The following is a 16,372-nucleotide window of genomic DNA, read 5'->3' as shown; positions in this document are numbered from 1 at the left end:
TCAGCTGCGCATGATAATACTTCTCATACAGATAATTCCATCATGTAGAATACGTTCCGCAAAATACCGGATTGCCAAGGACCCGCCATGAGCCCTCGCCTGCAAGCCCGCGCGCTGACCCTGCGCCGCGACCAAAGAACCCTGTCGCACGATCTGTCGCTGGACATCCAGGACGGTGCCTTCACTGTGATAATCGGCCCCAACGCCTGCGGTAAATCGACCCTGCTGGCAGCACTGTCGCGGCTGTTGGTGCCCAGCTGCGGCCAGGTGCTGCTCGATGGCCAGGACATTCAGCAGCGCCCGGCCAAGGACGTGGCCCGGCGCCTGGCCCTGCTGCCGCAAAGTGCCAGCGCACCGGACGGCATTCGCGTAGCCGAACTGGTCGCGCGCGGCCGCTATCCGCACCAGCGTCTGTGGCAACAGTGGTCACCCGAGGATGAACAGGCGGTACAGCGCGCGATGCATGCGACCGGCATCGAGGCGCTGGCCGAGCGCCCGGTGCAGGCATTGTCTGGCGGCCAGCGCCAGCGCGTGTGGATTGCCATGGTGCTGGCGCAGGACACCCCACTGTTGCTGCTGGATGAGCCCACCACTTACCTGGATATCGCCCACCAGTATGAATTGCTGGAGTTGCTGCGCGACCTGAACCGACAGGGGCGCACCATCGTGGCGGTGCTACACGACCTGAACCAGGCCTGCCGTTATGCCAGCCACTTGGTGGCCATGCGTGAAGGCGCCATCGTCGCCCAGGGGGCGCCGGCGCAGATCTTCACCGAGGCGCTGGTGCAGCAGGTCTTTGGGTTATCCGGGCTGGTGATTGACGACCCGGTGAGCGGGACGCCTATGCTGGTGCCACGAGGGCGACGCGAGCCTCAACCCGGCGAACAGTAAGACCTGCGCTCATGCCGGCAGCACCGGCGCCGGCGCACCCAGCATGCGCCCACCGGTCGCCTGGTTGACCAACCCTGCCTCATGGAACAACGCCTGGCGATCCTCCGGTGTACGCAACTGCCCCAGGTCGGTCACCGTAGTCATCACACAAACAATCTCCTGCTGCGCATCGAACACCGGCGCCGCTTGCCCGGTCACGCTGGACAGCAAGTGGCTGGTCAATTCGGCCCAGCAATGCTGGCGGATCTGCTCCAGCACTTTGGCACTGGGCGGGGTGCCACGAAAATGCGCCGGCTGCAGCTTGCGCGCCGCCTCGATGGTAGCTTTGGGCAGGAACGCCTGGAAAATCAGCCCGCAGGCCGTGTTGTCGATCGGCAGGATATCGCCCAGAGCCAGGGGGTTGATCGAGAAGTAAGCGCTGCGGTACCAACGCACCAGTGTCGGGCCCCGGTCGGTCCAGATCGCCACCCCGCCGCTGGCGGCATGCCGCTGGGCCAGCCCCTTCATGTGCTGGGCGGCAATTTCCACGGCATCCACACGCTTGAGGGCGCCGATACCGATGCTGAGCGCGGCCGGGCCCAGGTCATACAGCGCACTGGCCGGGTCCTGCTTGGCCAGCCCCTCCTTGACCAGGCTCTGCAGGTAGCGGTGCGCCGTGGAACCGCCGGTGCCTGTGCGCCGGGCCACCTCACCCAGGCTCAGTTCATTCTCCGCATTGGCCAGTACATTCAGGAACCGCGCAGCGATAGACACCGACTGAATGGTGCCGGAACGCTTCTCGCCCGGGCTCTCCGGCTCCGTGTCGGCGGGGGACTGCAAAGTGTTCAACGGGGCTATCTCCTCATTTCTGGTTTTTCCGCCAGGCATCACTAGGGTGGCCGGCAAGCGCGGCTGCCCATCATACCGCCAGCGGCCCCGGCCTGGCGCGCACGCCGGCTAGGCCAAGCATCAGCATACCACTCTGAGGAATAGATTCTTTATTGCGGAACGCAATGGCACCGTGATACCTTGCAGCGCAAACGAGGATCGTTCTCATTTGGAGGTTGTCTTGAAGTACCCTGCGCAACGCTCGTTCAGCCATGGATTCGGTGTGCTGACCCTGTCTACCCTGCTCGCAGCCCCCCACGCCCTGGCCGACCAGCCCACCACTGCCGGCAGCTCGCAGCTGGTGCTCACCCCCGTGCTGGTCAGCGGCGAAAAGGTCGAACGTGACCTGCGCAACACCGCTTCGTCGGTGTCGGTGAAAAGCGCCAGCGAAATCGACAGCCTCAAGACCGGCAATGCCTCGGTACACGAAGTGCTCAACGACGTCCCCAATGTGATCTACACCGACACGGTGGGCGCGCCGATCATTCGCGGCCAGGACACCCAGGGGCCGAACAACGGCGCCAACGTGTTCTGGGGCGGTACTGTGCCGCGCGCCACCATCAACCTTGACGGGCACTACCTGAACTACAACGAGATGTACTTTGGCGCGCCATCGGTGTGGGACGTGGACAGCATCGAGGTGTACCGCGGCCCGCAGACCACCAGCCAGGGTGCCAACGCCATTGCCGGCGCCATCGTGGTCAAGACCAAGGACCCGACCTTCACCCCGGAGGCGGCCTACCAGGCCGAGATCGGCAGCTACCACTCACGGCGCTCTTCGCTGGCAGTCTCCGGCCCACTGAGCGACAACCTGGCCGGGCGCCTGGCACTGGACTATGCAGCGCGCGACACCTTCATCGACTACACCAACCCCTCGTTTGCCAGCCACAACACCGACCAGGATTTCCGCGCCCTGAACCTGCGTGGCAAGCTGCTGTGGCTGCCTGATGCGGTGCCCGGCCTGGGTCTGAAGTACACCTTCGCCCACGGCGACTCCAATCGCCCCACCCAGGAAGCAGCCTCGCGGCCGTTCCACAAGCTGGACCACACCGGCGCCACCATGCCCAGCTGGCACCAACAGAGCAACACGCACATCGTCGACGTGGATTACGAACTGGACAACGGCATGAAGCTGTTCAACCAGACCCAGTATTCGCTGTCCAACGTGCATCGGGTGATTGGCGTGGCGAACGGCGGAGATGCCGACATTCGCCAGAAAAACTTCTCCAACGAAAGCCGCATCACCTTCGGCGAGCAACAGGACACCCTCAGCGGTATGGCTGGCCTGTACCTGGCGCGCACCGACTCGGACGAAATCCTGTATTACGGCGGCATCTCGGACTTCGACGACACCAAGCGCAACCTGGGCGTATTCGGTGAGGTCAGCTACCGCCTCAATGACCGCTGGACGCTCACCACTGCCCTGCGCCTGCAGCAGGACCAGATCCAGCGCAGCGGCACTTCGCCGTTCGCCGCCAATGGGCTGGACTACGACAAGACCTTCACCGCGCTCCTACCCAAGGTGTCTTTGGCCTACGCCCTGACCCCGCAGTGGACCGTCGGCGGCATGGTCAGCCGCGGCTACAACCCGGGTGGTGTGTCGCTCAACCTAAGCAGCAAGCGCTTCGAGGCGTTCGACGATGAGCGCATGTGGAACTACGAGCTGTTCGCCCGCGCCAGCCTGCTGGACGACCGCCTGCACCTGAACGCCAACCTGTTCTACATGGACATGCAAGATGCCCAGTACAACATCCCGGTGGTGCTGGCCTCGGGCCTGACCCAGTCCTACACCATCAACGCCGAGAAGGCCCATGCCTATGGCTTCGAGCTGTCGGCGGACTACCGCGTGCTGGATAACCTGACCCTCAAGGCCAGCGCGGGTGCCCTGCAAACCCGCATCGACGAAATCGACGCCAACAACCGCTATGCCGGCAACGAATTTGCCCGTTCGCCCGGTTACACCGTCAGCTTCGGCCCGAGCTGGGACATCACTGACCGCGTCAACCTCAATGCCCAGGTGCGGCACATCGACGGTTACTACTCGGACGTTGCCAACACCAAAAGCTATGCCATCGACGGCTACACCGTGGCCGACGCGCGCGTGAGCTACCGCTTCAGCGACCAGGTGCAGGTGTACACCTACGTGAAAAACGTGTTCGACGAACGCACCCCTACCTATATGCAAACCAACCGGGGGATAGGCGGTATCGAAGCGAGCATGACCGAGCCGCGTACCGTGGGAGTGGGTGTCAAAGGCGCCTTCTGATGTCAACCGGGCCGCTTCGCGGCCCCAACCCGCAACAGCCAGCAACCGGAGACCCTGATGAAATTGAAAAAAGGCCTGCACATCGGCATGTCGCTCGCCCCCACCTGGCTCAGCGGCGAGGGCTGGCGGCGCGTCGACAGCCGCGTCGAAACCCTGTTCGGCAGCGATTTCGCCATGGACATCGCGCGCCGCTCGGAAGCCGCGCACCTGGACTTCGTGTTCCGCCCTGATGTCAGTTGCGTAGTCGCCGATGCCCTGGCAAGTGGCTCGGGCTTTACCAGCCTCGACCCCACCGTGCTACTGGCCGCGCTTACCCGCGAGACCCACCATATTGGCCTGGTGTCCACGGTCTCGACCACTTTCTTCCCGCCCTACCTGGTCGCGCGTCAGCTACAGTCGCTGAACTGGCTGAGCCAGGGCCGGGTTGGCTGGAACATCGTCACAGCCTTGCAGGGCCACGAAAACTTCGGCCTGGCGGCCATGCCCTGCGCAGAACAACGCTACGCCCGCGCCGCCGAGTTCACCGAAGTGGTCCAGCGGCTATGGCGCAGCTTCCCGCAGCAGGCCCTGCGCATCGACCGCGAGAACGGGATGTATGCCGACCCGGCGCAGGTCCTGCCGATCAACCACCAAGGTGACTTCCTGCAGGTGCAGGGCCCACTGAACTTGCCCGAACAGGGGGCGCGCATTCCACTGATCCAGGCGGGTGCATCCGACAGCGGCCGCGACTTTGCCGCCCGTGTCGCGGACATCGTGTTTGCCCCTACCCCCGACCAGGCCGCCGCCGCCGACCTGCGCCGCGATCTGTCGCGCCGTGCGCAAAAGCATGGTCGCCAGGCCGATGACATTCGCCTGCTGCCAGGCCTGAGTCTGTACCTGGCGCCCACCCGTCAGCAGGCCCGCGAGCTGTTCATGGACACCCACGCCCAGGTGGACAAGCCGCGCAAGTTTGCTGCTATCGAGAAGATGATCGGCATCGACCTGACCAACTGGCCGAGCGACCGGCGCATTCAAGCGGCCGACCTGCCGCCGCTACAGTTGCTGCCCGGTGCCAGCCGCACCCATGTAAGCCTGCTGCGCCGGCTGATCGAGCGCGAGTCGCTATTGCCAGAAGAACTGCTGATGCGCCCGGAAGTGCTGTCGGCGGCGCACTGGCAGGTGATCGGCACGGTCGATGATGCCGTGGCCGAGATTGCCGACTGGGCTGAGGCAGGGGTAATGGATGGCTTTATCGCCGCGCCAGGAGGCTCGTTTGGCTCGGTGTACAGCTTTCTGGATGAGGTGGTGCCGCGACTGGTGGAGCGTGGGTTGTTCCGTGAGCGCTATCAGGGGGCTACGTTCGCCGAGCACCTGCAGCGGTATTGACGGTCAACGAGGGCTGCTACGCAGCCCATCGCGACACAAAGCAATGCCCACAAAAGTTCAAGGCGTGCCCTTCCCCTCCACCGCCTTGGCCGTTTCAATCAGCTTGTCGAACTTGCGATTGAGCTGGGCAAAGGTCTCATCGCTCTTGGCCCGCGCCTTGATGTTGTTCGCCGAGCTGGCCTTGTCGGCGATGGTCACCACTGTCCAGCCCCAGTCTTTGGACACCCAGTAAACCAACTCACCGTCTGCGGAAAACGCTTCTAGCCGGCCACCGGAACGCGGCACCCGCTTGGCGTCCTTGGTCATCGGTAACAGCTGCTGGACCCGCGCCTCGTCGGTGGTGTCCAACTGCACCTGCACCTGGCGAAGCTGGTCGGCCTCGTTGAAGGACGCCTTCACTTTCGAGACGGGTATACCGCCGAGGTTGTAATTTCCCTTCGGGCCGGCCCCCTGAAAAAACTCGGTAGGCACCTGATAGTGATAGCCGGTGAATTGCTCTACCTCACCGAACTGCTGCTGCAGAATGGCGAGGACCTGGGGCTTGGGCATGCCCAGGGTGAACTGGCCGACTTCAAGCGCCGACCAGGCTTGCAGGGGGAAAATCGCGCAGGCGAACAGCAGCGGTAAGGTCCGTTTCATGGGGTTGTCTTCCTTGAAGTGAGCCGGCAAACCTAACCCCTGCACGACAATCCGACAATACTGGCAGGGTGCCAAGGCCGCCCTGCCCCGGCTTCAGGCCACCGCTTTTTCCGCGCCGTGCGTGGCTTCCAGCTCGCGCACCAATGGCAGCACGTGCTCACCGAAATACGCCACTTCTTCCTGAAAATGCAGGAACCCGGAAAGGATCAGGTCGACGCCCACCGCCTTCAGAGCAACGATTCGCTCGGCAATCTGCCGAGGCGTGCCGATCAGGTTGGTCTTGAAACCATCGTTGTACTGCACCAGGTCCTCGAAGCTGGACTTGGCCCAGTTACCCTCGCCCTCCGGGCTGGCCGACCCCGCATGCTTCACTTCCTGACCGAACGCCCGCACCGCTTCGGGGTTGGCCTTGTCGATAATTTCCTGCAGCACTGCGCGCGCCTGTTCCTCGGTGTCGCGGGCGATGAGGAAGGCATTGACCCCGATCTTTACCGAGTGGCCGTTGGCCGCCGCCTTGGCGCGGATATCGTCGACCTGGGCCTTGATCCCCTCGACGCTGTTGCCGTTGGTGAAGTACCAGTCCGACACGCGCGCCGCCATGTCCCGCGCAGCACGCGAGCTACCACCCTGGAAAATCTCCGGGTGTGGCTGCTGCAGCGGCTTGGGTTTGAGGTTGTAGTTGCGAAAGCGGTAGAAGTCGCCGTTGAAGGTGAAGTTGTCCTGGGTCCAGATGCCCTTCAGCGCGCGGATGAACTCTTCGGAACGGCGATAGCGCTCGTCGTGGTCCAGCCAAGGCTCACCGATGGCATGGAACTCGCCCTTGAACCAGCCCGAGACCACGTTGATGGCGATACGGCCATGGGTGAAGTGGTCGATGCTGGCCAGCTGCTTGGCCGCCAGCGCCGGGTTCCAGGGGCCTGGAAGGATGGCGGCGATAACCTTGAGTTTTTCTGTGGCAGCCAGCAGCGCGTGGCTGATGGTGACCGACTCATGCTGGTTGTCGGCGCCGTAACCGGCTGTGAAACGGATTTGCGACAGGGCGTAGTCGAAGCCGGCCTTTTCAGCAATTTGCGCAAGCTTGCGGTTGTAGTCGATGTCCCAGCTGGTGCGCTGCTCGATGGTGCTGACCACCAGGCCACCGCTGACATTGGGGACCCAGTAGGCGAACTTGATTGGGGCGTGGCTCATGGGGAGGCTCCTTGAGAGTCCTTGGGGTTCGAGGAGACAGGAGCAGCAACCGTGCCAATCGACAAACCCAAAAATATCAACAAGTTGCACGAAGTTCACCTGCTGTCCGAGTGCATGGCAGACAGCAGACTGTAAAACCACTGTTGCCCCTGCAACAGCACGCCAGAAGGCGCCAGCCAAGCGCTCGGCGGTCAATTAATTGTGCCCGATGGTCAAGCGACTCTCCGCGCTGACTGGGAGGATTACAGCAGGCCGCAAGGCCGGTAAAACAATAACAGCAACCAGGAGAACCCCATGACTAGCTACCTGCAGGCCTATGCCCGCGCTGCCGACGACCCCGAAGGTTTCTGGCGCGAACAGGCCGCCGCACTGGACTGGCATCGCTTTCCGCAACAGATCTTCACTGCCCAGGCTGATGGCAGCGGCCGCTGGTTCGCCGATGGCCAACTGAACACCTGCCACTTGGCCGTGGACCGCCACGTCGCGGATGGCGCAGGCGAGCGCTGCGCCATCCTTTACGACTCACCCGCCACAGGCGTGCAGGAGCGCATCAGCTACCAGCAGCTGCAAGCGCGCGTGGCCCGGTGCGCCGGTATGCTGCGCGCCCTTGGGGTGGGGCGTGGTGACCGAGTGATCATCTACATGCCGATGATCCCCCAGGCGCTCGTCGGCATGCTGGCCTGTGCGCGGTTGGGTGCCGTGCATTCGGTGGTGTTTGGCGGTTTCTCCGCCGCCGAGCTGGCGGTGCGAATCCGCGATGCCCAGCCCAAGGTGCTGCTCAGCGCCAGCTGCGGCATCGAGTACGACCGGGTGGTGCCCTACAAGCCGCTGCTCGACCAGGCCCTGCAACTGGCCAACGGGCATAGCCCGCACCTGGTGATCGAGCAACGCGAACAGGCCCTGGCCCCGTTGCACGGCCCCCGCGAGCACGACTGGCAACAACTGCAGGCCCAAGCCGAAGCCGTACCTGCGGTGCCAGTGAATGCCACTGACCCGCTGTACATCCTCTATACCTCGGGCACCACGGGTAAACCCAAAGGAGTAGTGCGTGACCACGGCGGGCATGCCGTGGCGCTCAACTTCAGCATGCAGGCCCTGTACGACGCACACCCCGGCGAGGTGTTCTGGGCCGCCTCGGACATCGGCTGGGTCGTGGGCCATTCGTACATCGTCTATGCCCCGCTGATCCGTGGCTGCACCACCTTGCTGTACGAGGGCAAGCCGGTGCGCACGCCCGACGCCGGGGCGTTCTGGCGGGTGATCGCCGAACACCAGGTGAATGTGTTCTTCACTGCCCCCACTGCCTTCCGCGCCATCAAGCGCGAAGACCCGCAGGTACAGCTGGCCGCCGGTCGCGACTTGTCCTGCCTGAAGGCCGTGTACGTGGCCGGCGAGCGCCTGGACCCGCCAACCAGCCAATGGCTGCAGGGGTTTCTGCCCTGCCCGGTTGTCGACCACTGGTGGCAGACCGAGACCGGCTGGGCGATTGCCGGCAACCCGCGCGGGCTGGATGACTTGCCGATGAAGACCGGCTCGGCCAGCGTACCGATGCCGGGCTACCGGCTGGACATTCTGGACGACGAAGGCCAGCCTGTCCCCTGCAACCAGCCGGGCAACATCGCCCTGCGCCTGCCATTGCCGCCCGGCACCCTGACCACCCTGTGGGGCGACCCGCAGCGCTTTGCCGACAGCTACCTGAGCAGCTTCCCCGGCTACTATTGCAGCGGCGACGGCGGCTACCTGGACGAAGACGGCTACCTGTTCGTCATGGGCCGGGTGGACGATGTGATCAACGTGGCCGGGCACCGGCTGTCCAGCGGTAGCCTGGAAGAAGCCCTGGGCGAGCACCCGGCCGTTGCCGAGTGCGCGGTGGTGGCACTGGCCGAGGAGCTCAAGGGCGAGGTGCCGGTGGGGTTCGTGGTGCTCAAGCACGGCCAGCAGCCCGACCCGGCGCTGCTGGAACGCGAACTGGTCGCCAGGGTGCGCGATGCGGTCGGCGCTGTCGCTTCGCTACGGCGGGTGTTCATCCTCAAGCGCCTGCCCAAGACCCGCTCTGGCAAGATTCTGCGCAAGACCCTGCGCAGCCTGGCCGCCAACCCCGAAGTGGCCATGCCTGCGACCATCGAAGACCCGGCCGTGCTGGATGAAGTGCGCGCGGTGTTCGAACAGGCAGGTTGCTATGACGCCGCCCAGGGACGCAAGGCTGCCACCGGGCACTGACCAGGCTGAAAAAACAAACCCCGCCAAGGCAAACCTTGGCGGGGCGCGCGTACAACCGGGGTCACACCGTCACAGCTGGTGCAGCACACGCTGCAAGGCGCTGAGGAACTGCTCGACGTTCTGCGCCGAGAAGCACAACTGCGGGCGGATCTTCAGGGCATTGTTGTCGGCCCCCGACACGCCGATCAGCATGCCTTCTTCCCGTAGCAGGTTGACGATACGCCGCGCCGTGGCGCCATCGGCAGCGCCCGACGGCGCTACCACATCCACCCCAATGAACAACCCCGCGCCACGTACCTGGCCAAGGCAGGCATGCTCGCGTGCAAGGCCCTCCAGGCCCTCCTTCAGTTGGCCCCCCACCTGCCGGGCATTCTCCTGCAGGCCTTCGTCCTCGATCACTTGCAGCACTGCCAGGCCCACGGCCGCAGACACCGGGTTGCCGCCAAACGTGTTGAAGTAACTGGCGTTGCGGCCGAAGCGTTCCAGGATTTCAGGGCGCACCGTCAAACCTGCCAGCGGGTGACCATTGCCCATCGGTTTGCCCATGGTCACCAGGTCGGGCACCAGGCCATGGCGCTGGAAGCCCCACATGTGCGTGCCGGTGCGGCCAAAACCTGGCTGCACCTCGTCGGCGATGAACAGGCCACCCGCAGCGCGCACCGCCTCCACCGCTTCGACAAGAAAGCCGGCAGGGTCGGCGAACACGCCATCGCTGGTGAACAACGTGTCGACCAACAACGCAGCCGGGCGGATGCCATGACGCTGCATGTCGGCCAGCGCAGCACGCACCTGGGCGGCGAACTGCTGGCCAACCTGGTGCGGGGCGTGCGGCAGGTGCAACGGGGCGTCGACCACGCGGATATCACGGCCCAGCGGCACGTAGTCGCCCACCGACGGCGACAGCTCGGCGATGGCCGCCGTCATACCGTGGTAGGCATAGCGGGTAACGATCACGCCTGTGCCCCCGGTGTAGTCCCGGGCAATGCGCAGGGCCAGGTCATTGGCCTCACTGCCGGTGCAGGTGAACATCACGTTGCCCAACTGCGCCGGCATGGTCGCCAGCAGCTTCTCGGCATAATCGAGTACGCCTTCATGCAGGTAGCGGGTATGGGTATTGAGCGCAGCCGCCTGCCCGGCCAGGGCTTCGACCACACGAGGGTGGCTATGGCCCACCGAGGCGACGTTGTTGTACAGGTCGAGGTAGGCCCGCCCTGCCGTGTCGTACAGCCACGTACCCGCGCCGCGCACCAGGTGCAGCGGGTTGTCGTAGAACAGCTGGTAGGCCGGCCCCAGCAGGCGTTGGCGGCGCTCGATCAGGCGGCGCTCGGCGGCATCCAGGGCAGCAGCCTGCTCGGGCTGGAAGGCATTTACTTTCAACATGGTCGGTCTCCTCAGGTGTCCTGGCGGGCGTCGTCCATGACGATGCTGCCGATGATGTGGTACTTGCGGCGGTCGAAGTAACGGAAGTACAAGGCGATCGAGCCACCCAACGCGAAGCTGGCGGCGACGATCCACGGGATCAGCCGGAACAACAGCGATTCGGCCGCGCTGCCAGCGGCGAAGCTGAGGTTGGCGAACAGCAGGTAAACCACGTACAGCATGCCGATGCCGCCCAGCAGGGGCGCGAGGAAGGTCTTGAACCAATGGGCCTGGGCACGGCGTTGGGTGCCGACATGGAAGTAGCAGATCACGGCGAAGGCGCACAGCGCCTGGACGATCAGAATGCCCATGGTGCCGAGGATTGCCAGCAAGGCATACAAGTCGGCATACGGGTCTTTACCGGTGAGCAGGAACGCCAGCACGATCAGCGTGGCGATCACGCTTTGCACGGTCGAGGCTACATGCGGCGAGCCATGGCGGGCATGAGTACGGCCAACGGTGCGGCCTAGGAACACGAACAGGTTCTCCCGGCCCAGGGCATAGAGGTAGCGCGCGGCACAGTTATGGAAGGCCATGCCGCAGGCAAACGAGCCGGTCACCACCAACAGCTTGAACAGGCTCACGGCCCACTCGCCCAGGTACAGGCGGGTCGGCCCGTAGAACACCTCGGCGGCACTGGCCGGGTCCTGCGCCAGGCGAATGGCTTCGGCAGGGCCGGAACCGGCGATGGCCATCCACGAGACGAACACATAGAACACGCCGATGCCGATCACCGCGAGCAGCGTCGCCAAGGGGATGATCTTTTTCGGGTTGCGTGATTCCTCGCCGTACATGGCCGAGGACTCGAAACCCACCCAGGACCAGAAGGCGAAGAACAGGCCGATGCCAGCGTTCGCACCTATCACCCCCTCGGCTGGCCGGAAGGCGTTGAGCGGGTTGATCGACTCCACCGCCATGCCCTGCGGCCCACCGCCGTGGAACAGCACGGCAAAGGCCATCAGCCCCAGCATCAGGATCTCCAGCACCAGGCACAGCCCCAGCACCTTGGCAGTGAGGGAGATGTCGAAGTAGCTGAGCACGCCGTTGGCCAATAGCATGGCCAGGGCAAACACGATCCATGGCACATGCAGGCCGACGACACTGGCCAGCAGGTCTTCACAGAAGAAGGCGAAAATGCCCACCAACGCCGCTTCGAAAACGATGTAGGTCAGCGTTACGGCAAGCCCCGAGGCCATGCCCACCACCCGGCCCAAGCCATGGGAAATGAAGCCGTAGAACGCCCCTGTGGCGGTGATGTACTTGGCCATCTGTGCATAGCCAATGGCGAACAGCGCCAGGATGATCGTGGCCACCAGGTAGCCCGCCGGCGCGTACTGACCATTGCCGCTGCCGATGGCGATCGGCACGTTGCCAAGCATGGCGGTGATCGGCGCCGCAGTGGCAACCGTCATGAACAGCACACCCATCAAGCCCACTGCATTCTTGCGCAGGCGCTGCACCTCATGGGGCTGTGCCTGGCTGTCAAGCCGGCGCTCCAGTTCACCGCTGTAGGTCTCGCTCATCAGGATCCACTCCGTGCTTTTATGGTTTTGGTGGAAAAGGGTCAGGCCAGTGCTTGCAGGGACTCGGGCAGGATCTGCCCACCATCGATGATCAGGCTTTGCCCAGTGATGTAGCCGGCCTCTCTGGAAGCAAAGAACAACGCGGCATTGGCAATGTCCTCGACCTGGCCGAGGCGCTTGAGCGGAATGGACGCGGCCATGCTGGCCTGGTAGTCCTCGCCCATGCCCTGCAAGCCTTCGGTAACGATGTTGCCTGGCAGCAGGGCATTGATGGTGATGCCATCGCGGGCCAGCTCGATCGCTGCGGTACGCATGAAACCCAGCTGCGCTGCCTTGCTCGCGCCGTAGTGCGCCCAGCCTGGAAAGCCGGTGACTGGCCCGGTGATGGACGAGGTCAGGATCACCCGGCCGTACTCGGCCCTGCGCAAATACGGCAGCGCCGCCTGCACGCAGAGGAAGGTGCCTTTGGCATTGGTGCCGAGCACCTTGTCCCAGTCGGTATCGCTCATCTCGGCCAGTGCGGCAGAGGGGAAGACCCCGGCATTGGCGCACAGTACATCGAGCCCGCCCTGGGCCTGCGCCACCTCTTCGATCATCCGCAGCACCTGCGCGCGGTCACCCACATCGGCCACCAGGCCGATGACGGCCAGGCCTTGATCACGCAAGCGGCTGGCGACAGCCTCAACCTTGTCCCGGTGCCGGCCACTGATCGCCACCTTGGCGCCCTGGCGGGCGAAGCCGACGGCGATGCCCAGGCCGATACCGCTGGTACCGCCGGTGACCAATACGCTTTTGCCTTGTAGTGAAGTCAGCATGCTCTAGCCCTCGATCCGCTGTTTACGCCAGTGATGGGGGCCGATGGTGGGCCGGCCGGCAGGTGGCGACTTGACCGCAGGGCACAAGTTGAGGGCTGCAGGATCAAATTCTCGAAGCGGCCCAGGCGGCTTGTGGCGTGTGGTCAAGATTTCGCGGTTTGCGGTCAAGCCAGTGGCGCGGGGCTCGACTCATGCTGGCAGCCAGACCCCTGCCAACGGAGCGTGCCTGATGACCAACGATCACACATCTCACACCAGCCCTGCCGTGCTTGAACGTTTCGCCCAACACGCGCTGGCTGGCTATGCCGATACCTACCAGGGCCAGATCGAGTTGCTGGTGCACTCCGAGAACGCCACGTATCGGGTACGGGGCTTGCGGCAACGGTATGTGATGCGTGTGCACCGCGCCGGCTATCACCAACACGCCGACATCGCCAGTGAACTGGCCTGGCTGGCCGCGCTGGAGCAGGCCGGCCTGGAGGTACCAGTGCCCATCGCCGGGGTGGACGGCGAAGCGATTCAAAGGGTCGAGCTGCCCGGCCTTGGCCATCGTTACGTGGTGCTGTTTCATTGGATAGAGGGCGGCGAGCCCGACCAGCAACAGTTGAATGCTTCGTTCCGCCGGCTTGGCGCCATCAATGCCCACCTGCATCGCCACGCCCGCAGTTGGCAACGCCCCGACAATTTTCAACGGCTGACCTGGAACCACCAAAGCATGCTGGGTGAGCACGGCCACTGGGGCAGCTGGCGCGAAGCGCCCTACCTGGATGCCCGGGGCAGCGCCTTGATCAGCGAAGCGGTACAGGTGATCGGCGCGCGCCTGGCCGGCTATGGCGAAGACCCATCACGCTTTGGCCTTATCCACGCTGACCTACGCCTGACCAACCTGCTGGTGCAAGGTGATCGCACCCGCATCATCGACTTCGACGACTGCGGCATGGGCTGGTACCTGCACGACCTGGCAGCGGCCCTGAGCTTCTTCGAACACCACCCCGACCTGCCGCAGTGGATCGACAACTGGCTGGCGGGTTACAGCAGCGTGGCCAGCCTGGATGCCAGCGACATCGCCATGCTGCCGACGCTGATCATGCAGCGGCGTCTGCAACTGCTGGCCTGGACCGGCACCCACCGCGGCACGCCACAAGTGGAGTGCCTGGGCCCGCAATGGGTCGAGCAGACCGTGGGCCTGTGCCAGCGTTACTTGCAGGAGCGGCCGGTGGGCGCACTCGCACGGGCATGATCGAAACAGTTTTGTAACCAAAGGCTACGCACCGTGCTGGTGCGCAGCCTGCGCCATGAGGGCCCCCGGCAGCGCCGCAATGAGTTGCCCTTGAGCGGTCGACAGGCTGGCGTACGGCCGTTGGCCCGGCGTGGAATGAAAATTGCTCCTTCATTTACCCAGCAACAGCCGGTAAACGACCGAGGAGGAAGCTTCGTGCACGTTATCCATACAGGCTCGCGCCAACCAGCGAGTGCCCCGCCTGGCAACTCGATAGGCATTCTGGCCTCGGCGGCGACCGGCCTGGTCGGCTTCATCGGCCAGCAAGGTGGCGATGCCGAACGCATCCTGGGGCGCGCCGGCATCGACAGCGAGCGCCTGGAGCACCCTACCCTCACCCTGGACCTGAACCAGTACTGCCAGGTATTCGAGGAGGCGGCTCGGCAAACCGGCAATGACAACTTCGGCCTGCGCTTCGGCCAGCAGTTCAAGCCCGACGCGCTCGGGCTGCTCGGCTACGTGGGCATGTGCTCTGCCACCTTGGGCGATGCCCTGCGCAACGTGGTCAACACCTTCCCGGTGCACCAGCAGAGCAGCCTGTTGCGGCTGGAGGAAATGGGCGAGTTCTACCGCCTGGACTACCAGGTGCAATACGGCGCCATCCTGCGCAAGCGGCAGGACGCCGAACTGTCGCTGGGCATGTTCTTCAACCTGATGCGCCATGCGCTGGGGCAAAACTGGGCACCCGAAAAGGTGTTGTTCGAGCACCCGCAACCCGAGGCCTGGCATGAGCACTGCAAAGTGTTCGACGCCCCGGTGCTGTTTGGTCAGCAGCGCAATGCGCTGGTGTTTCGCCGCAGCGTGCTCGACCGGCCAATGCCCGGCCGCGACCCACGCTTGCTGGCCATCGTCATCGAAAGCATGCACCTGCTCCGCGGCCAGGCCGGCACGCTCAACCGCCCAGGCATTGTCGATGATGTGAAAACCCAGGTTCGCGCCCTGTTGGGCGACGGCTACCCGAGCCTGGAGCAGGTAGCCGAGCAATTGCGCCTGCCCAGCTGGACCGTGCAACGCCGCCTGCAGGAGCAGGGGCTGAGTTTTTCGACCCTGGTCGACACCGTGCGCCAGGAGCTGGCGACCTATTACCTGCAGCAGTCGGCGCTGCCGATTTCCGAGTTGGCATTGCTGCTGGGGTACTCGGAAATCAGCGCGTTCTCGCGGGCGTTTCGCCGCTGGTTCGATGTCAGCCCCAAACAATGGCGCCAGGCGCACAAGGGGCAGAGGGTGGATGCCTAGCACTGGAGCTGCTGCTTGCGTGCATCGCATGCTTCGCGGATGTGCCCACTATCACAGGGTAAACTCGCTCCTTGGCAAGCAGCCTTCAAGGACGACACCCATGTATTCACTGACTGATGAACAGGTTCTGGCGACCATCCAGGAAAACCCGATAAACCGGGCACTGCTGGCCATCTTGCCAACGCTGGATATGCCTCACTGCATGCTAACGGCCGGCGCGCTGTTCCAGACCTTCTGGAACCAACGCGCCGGGCGGCCTGTCGCGTGGGGTATCAAGGACTACGACATCGCCTATTTCGACACCGACTTGTCCTGGGAAGCAGAAGACCGGGTTATCGCCAAGGTTCAGCAGGCGTGTGCGCACCTGGGCGTCAACGTCGAAGTGCGCAATCAGGCCCGCGTTCACCTGTGGTACCAAGCGAAATTCGGCGGCACCTACTCGGCATTGCACAAGGTTACCGATGGCATTGACCGCTACCTGATCCGCTCGACCTGCCTGGGCGTCGATGTGCTCACGGGCTCGTTGTACAGCACCCATGGCCTGGAAGACTTGCAGAACAACCTTTTGAGGATGAACGAACTGAATCCACGCCCCGACTTGTTCAAGGCAAAAGCTGCCAGCTACCGGGAGCGCTGGCCATGGCTTGAGTTGATCGAGTGAGGT

General features: G+C 64.1%; 13 protein-coding genes. 7 read left to right on the top strand and 6 right to left on the bottom strand.

The window, feature by feature from the left end; translation table 11 throughout:
• Positions 1 to 87 precede the first annotated feature (87 nt).
• A complete protein-coding gene (locus tag ACNQP3_RS08900) occupies positions 88 to 891 on the top strand; it encodes an ABC transporter ATP-binding protein (RefSeq protein ID WP_264316945.1) in 804 nt (267 codons plus the stop codon).
• Between the two features lie 9 nt (positions 892 to 900).
• Here ACNQP3_RS08900 and ACNQP3_RS08895 read toward each other — a convergent pair whose 3' ends face one another.
• The gene (locus tag ACNQP3_RS08895; protein WP_041166441.1) at positions 901 to 1,719 is read right to left on the bottom strand and encodes an IclR family transcriptional regulator; all 819 of its coding nucleotides are present in this window, start codon (positions 1,717 to 1,719) and stop codon (positions 901 to 903) included.
• A 220-nt stretch (positions 1,720 to 1,939) separates the two neighbouring features.
• Between ACNQP3_RS08895 and ACNQP3_RS08890 the strand changes: the two genes are divergently transcribed.
• Positions 1,940 to 4,024 carry a TonB-dependent receptor gene (locus ACNQP3_RS08890; protein WP_264316944.1) on the top strand — a complete coding sequence of 695 codons (2,085 nt, stop codon included), beginning with the start codon at positions 1,940 to 1,942 and terminating at the stop codon, positions 4,022 to 4,024.
• 57 nt (positions 4,025 to 4,081) lie between these two features.
• Complete coding sequence (locus ACNQP3_RS08885) at positions 4,082 to 5,389, top strand: NtaA/DmoA family FMN-dependent monooxygenase (protein ID WP_179028083.1); 1,308 nt, start codon at positions 4,082 to 4,084, stop codon at positions 5,387 to 5,389.
• A gap of 57 nt (positions 5,390 to 5,446) precedes the next feature.
• On the opposite strand, the gene ACNQP3_RS08880 is transcribed toward ACNQP3_RS08885, so the two are convergent.
• Together ACNQP3_RS08880 and sfnG are read right to left on the bottom strand one after the other, a co-directional pair.
• Positions 5,447 to 6,028 carry a hypothetical protein gene (locus tag ACNQP3_RS08880; RefSeq protein WP_041166440.1) on the bottom strand — a complete coding sequence of 194 codons (582 nt, stop codon included), beginning with the start codon at positions 6,026 to 6,028 and terminating at the stop codon, positions 5,447 to 5,449.
• 93 nt (positions 6,029 to 6,121) lie between these two features.
• Positions 6,122 to 7,216, bottom strand: coding sequence for a dimethylsulfone monooxygenase SfnG (gene sfnG / locus ACNQP3_RS08875; protein ID WP_264316943.1), 1,095 nt, complete (start codon positions 7,214 to 7,216; stop codon positions 6,122 to 6,124).
• 294 nt (positions 7,217 to 7,510) lie between these two features.
• On the opposite strand from sfnG, the gene ACNQP3_RS08870 reads away from it, so the two are divergent.
• Positions 7,511 to 9,436, top strand: a complete 1,926-nt coding sequence (locus ACNQP3_RS08870; protein WP_060515360.1) for an AMP-binding protein — start codon at positions 7,511 to 7,513, stop codon at positions 9,434 to 9,436.
• 69 nt (positions 9,437 to 9,505) lie between these two features.
• On the opposite strand, the gene ACNQP3_RS08865 is transcribed toward ACNQP3_RS08870, so the two are convergent.
• The 3 genes from ACNQP3_RS08865 to fabG are packed head-to-tail and all read right to left on the bottom strand — an operon-like array spanning position 9,506 to position 13,193.
• Positions 9,506 to 10,816 carry an aspartate aminotransferase family protein gene (locus tag ACNQP3_RS08865; protein ID WP_060492986.1) on the bottom strand — a complete coding sequence of 437 codons (1,311 nt, stop codon included), beginning with the start codon at positions 10,814 to 10,816 and terminating at the stop codon, positions 9,506 to 9,508.
• An 11-nt stretch (positions 10,817 to 10,827) separates the two neighbouring features.
• On the bottom strand, positions 10,828 to 12,378 hold the full coding sequence (locus tag ACNQP3_RS08860) for an APC family permease (RefSeq protein WP_060492987.1): 1,551 nt from the start codon (positions 12,376 to 12,378) through the stop codon (positions 10,828 to 10,830).
• A gap of 41 nt (positions 12,379 to 12,419) precedes the next feature.
• Positions 12,420 to 13,193: a 3-oxoacyl-ACP reductase FabG gene (gene fabG / locus ACNQP3_RS08855; protein WP_012271456.1), complete on the bottom strand. Its 774-nt coding sequence runs from the start codon at positions 13,191 to 13,193 to the stop codon at positions 12,420 to 12,422.
• Positions 13,194 to 13,422: 229 nt separating this feature from the next.
• On the opposite strand from fabG, the gene ACNQP3_RS08850 reads away from it, so the two are divergent.
• The 3 genes from ACNQP3_RS08850 (at position 13,423) to ACNQP3_RS08840 (ending at position 16,369) form a co-directional block, all read left to right on the top strand.
• Positions 13,423 to 14,433 carry a phosphotransferase enzyme family protein gene (locus ACNQP3_RS08850; protein WP_264316942.1) on the top strand — a complete coding sequence of 337 codons (1,011 nt, stop codon included), beginning with the start codon at positions 13,423 to 13,425 and terminating at the stop codon, positions 14,431 to 14,433.
• A gap of 195 nt (positions 14,434 to 14,628) precedes the next feature.
• Positions 14,629 to 15,708, top strand: coding sequence for an AraC family transcriptional regulator (locus ACNQP3_RS08845; RefSeq protein ID WP_012271454.1), 1,080 nt, complete (start codon positions 14,629 to 14,631; stop codon positions 15,706 to 15,708).
• A gap of 100 nt (positions 15,709 to 15,808) precedes the next feature.
• On the top strand, positions 15,809 to 16,369 hold the full coding sequence (locus tag ACNQP3_RS08840; RefSeq protein ID WP_060492990.1) for a nucleotidyltransferase family protein: 561 nt from the start codon (positions 15,809 to 15,811) through the stop codon (positions 16,367 to 16,369).
• Positions 16,370 to 16,372: the final 3 nt, after the last annotated feature.

Origin of the sequence: Pseudomonas sp. LFS074, from assembly GCF_047978165.1 — a bacterium.
GTDB classification, from domain to species: domain Bacteria; phylum Pseudomonadota; class Gammaproteobacteria; order Pseudomonadales; family Pseudomonadaceae; genus Aquipseudomonas; species Aquipseudomonas putida_P.
This window is presented reverse-complemented; position numbering and strand designations above follow the sequence as displayed.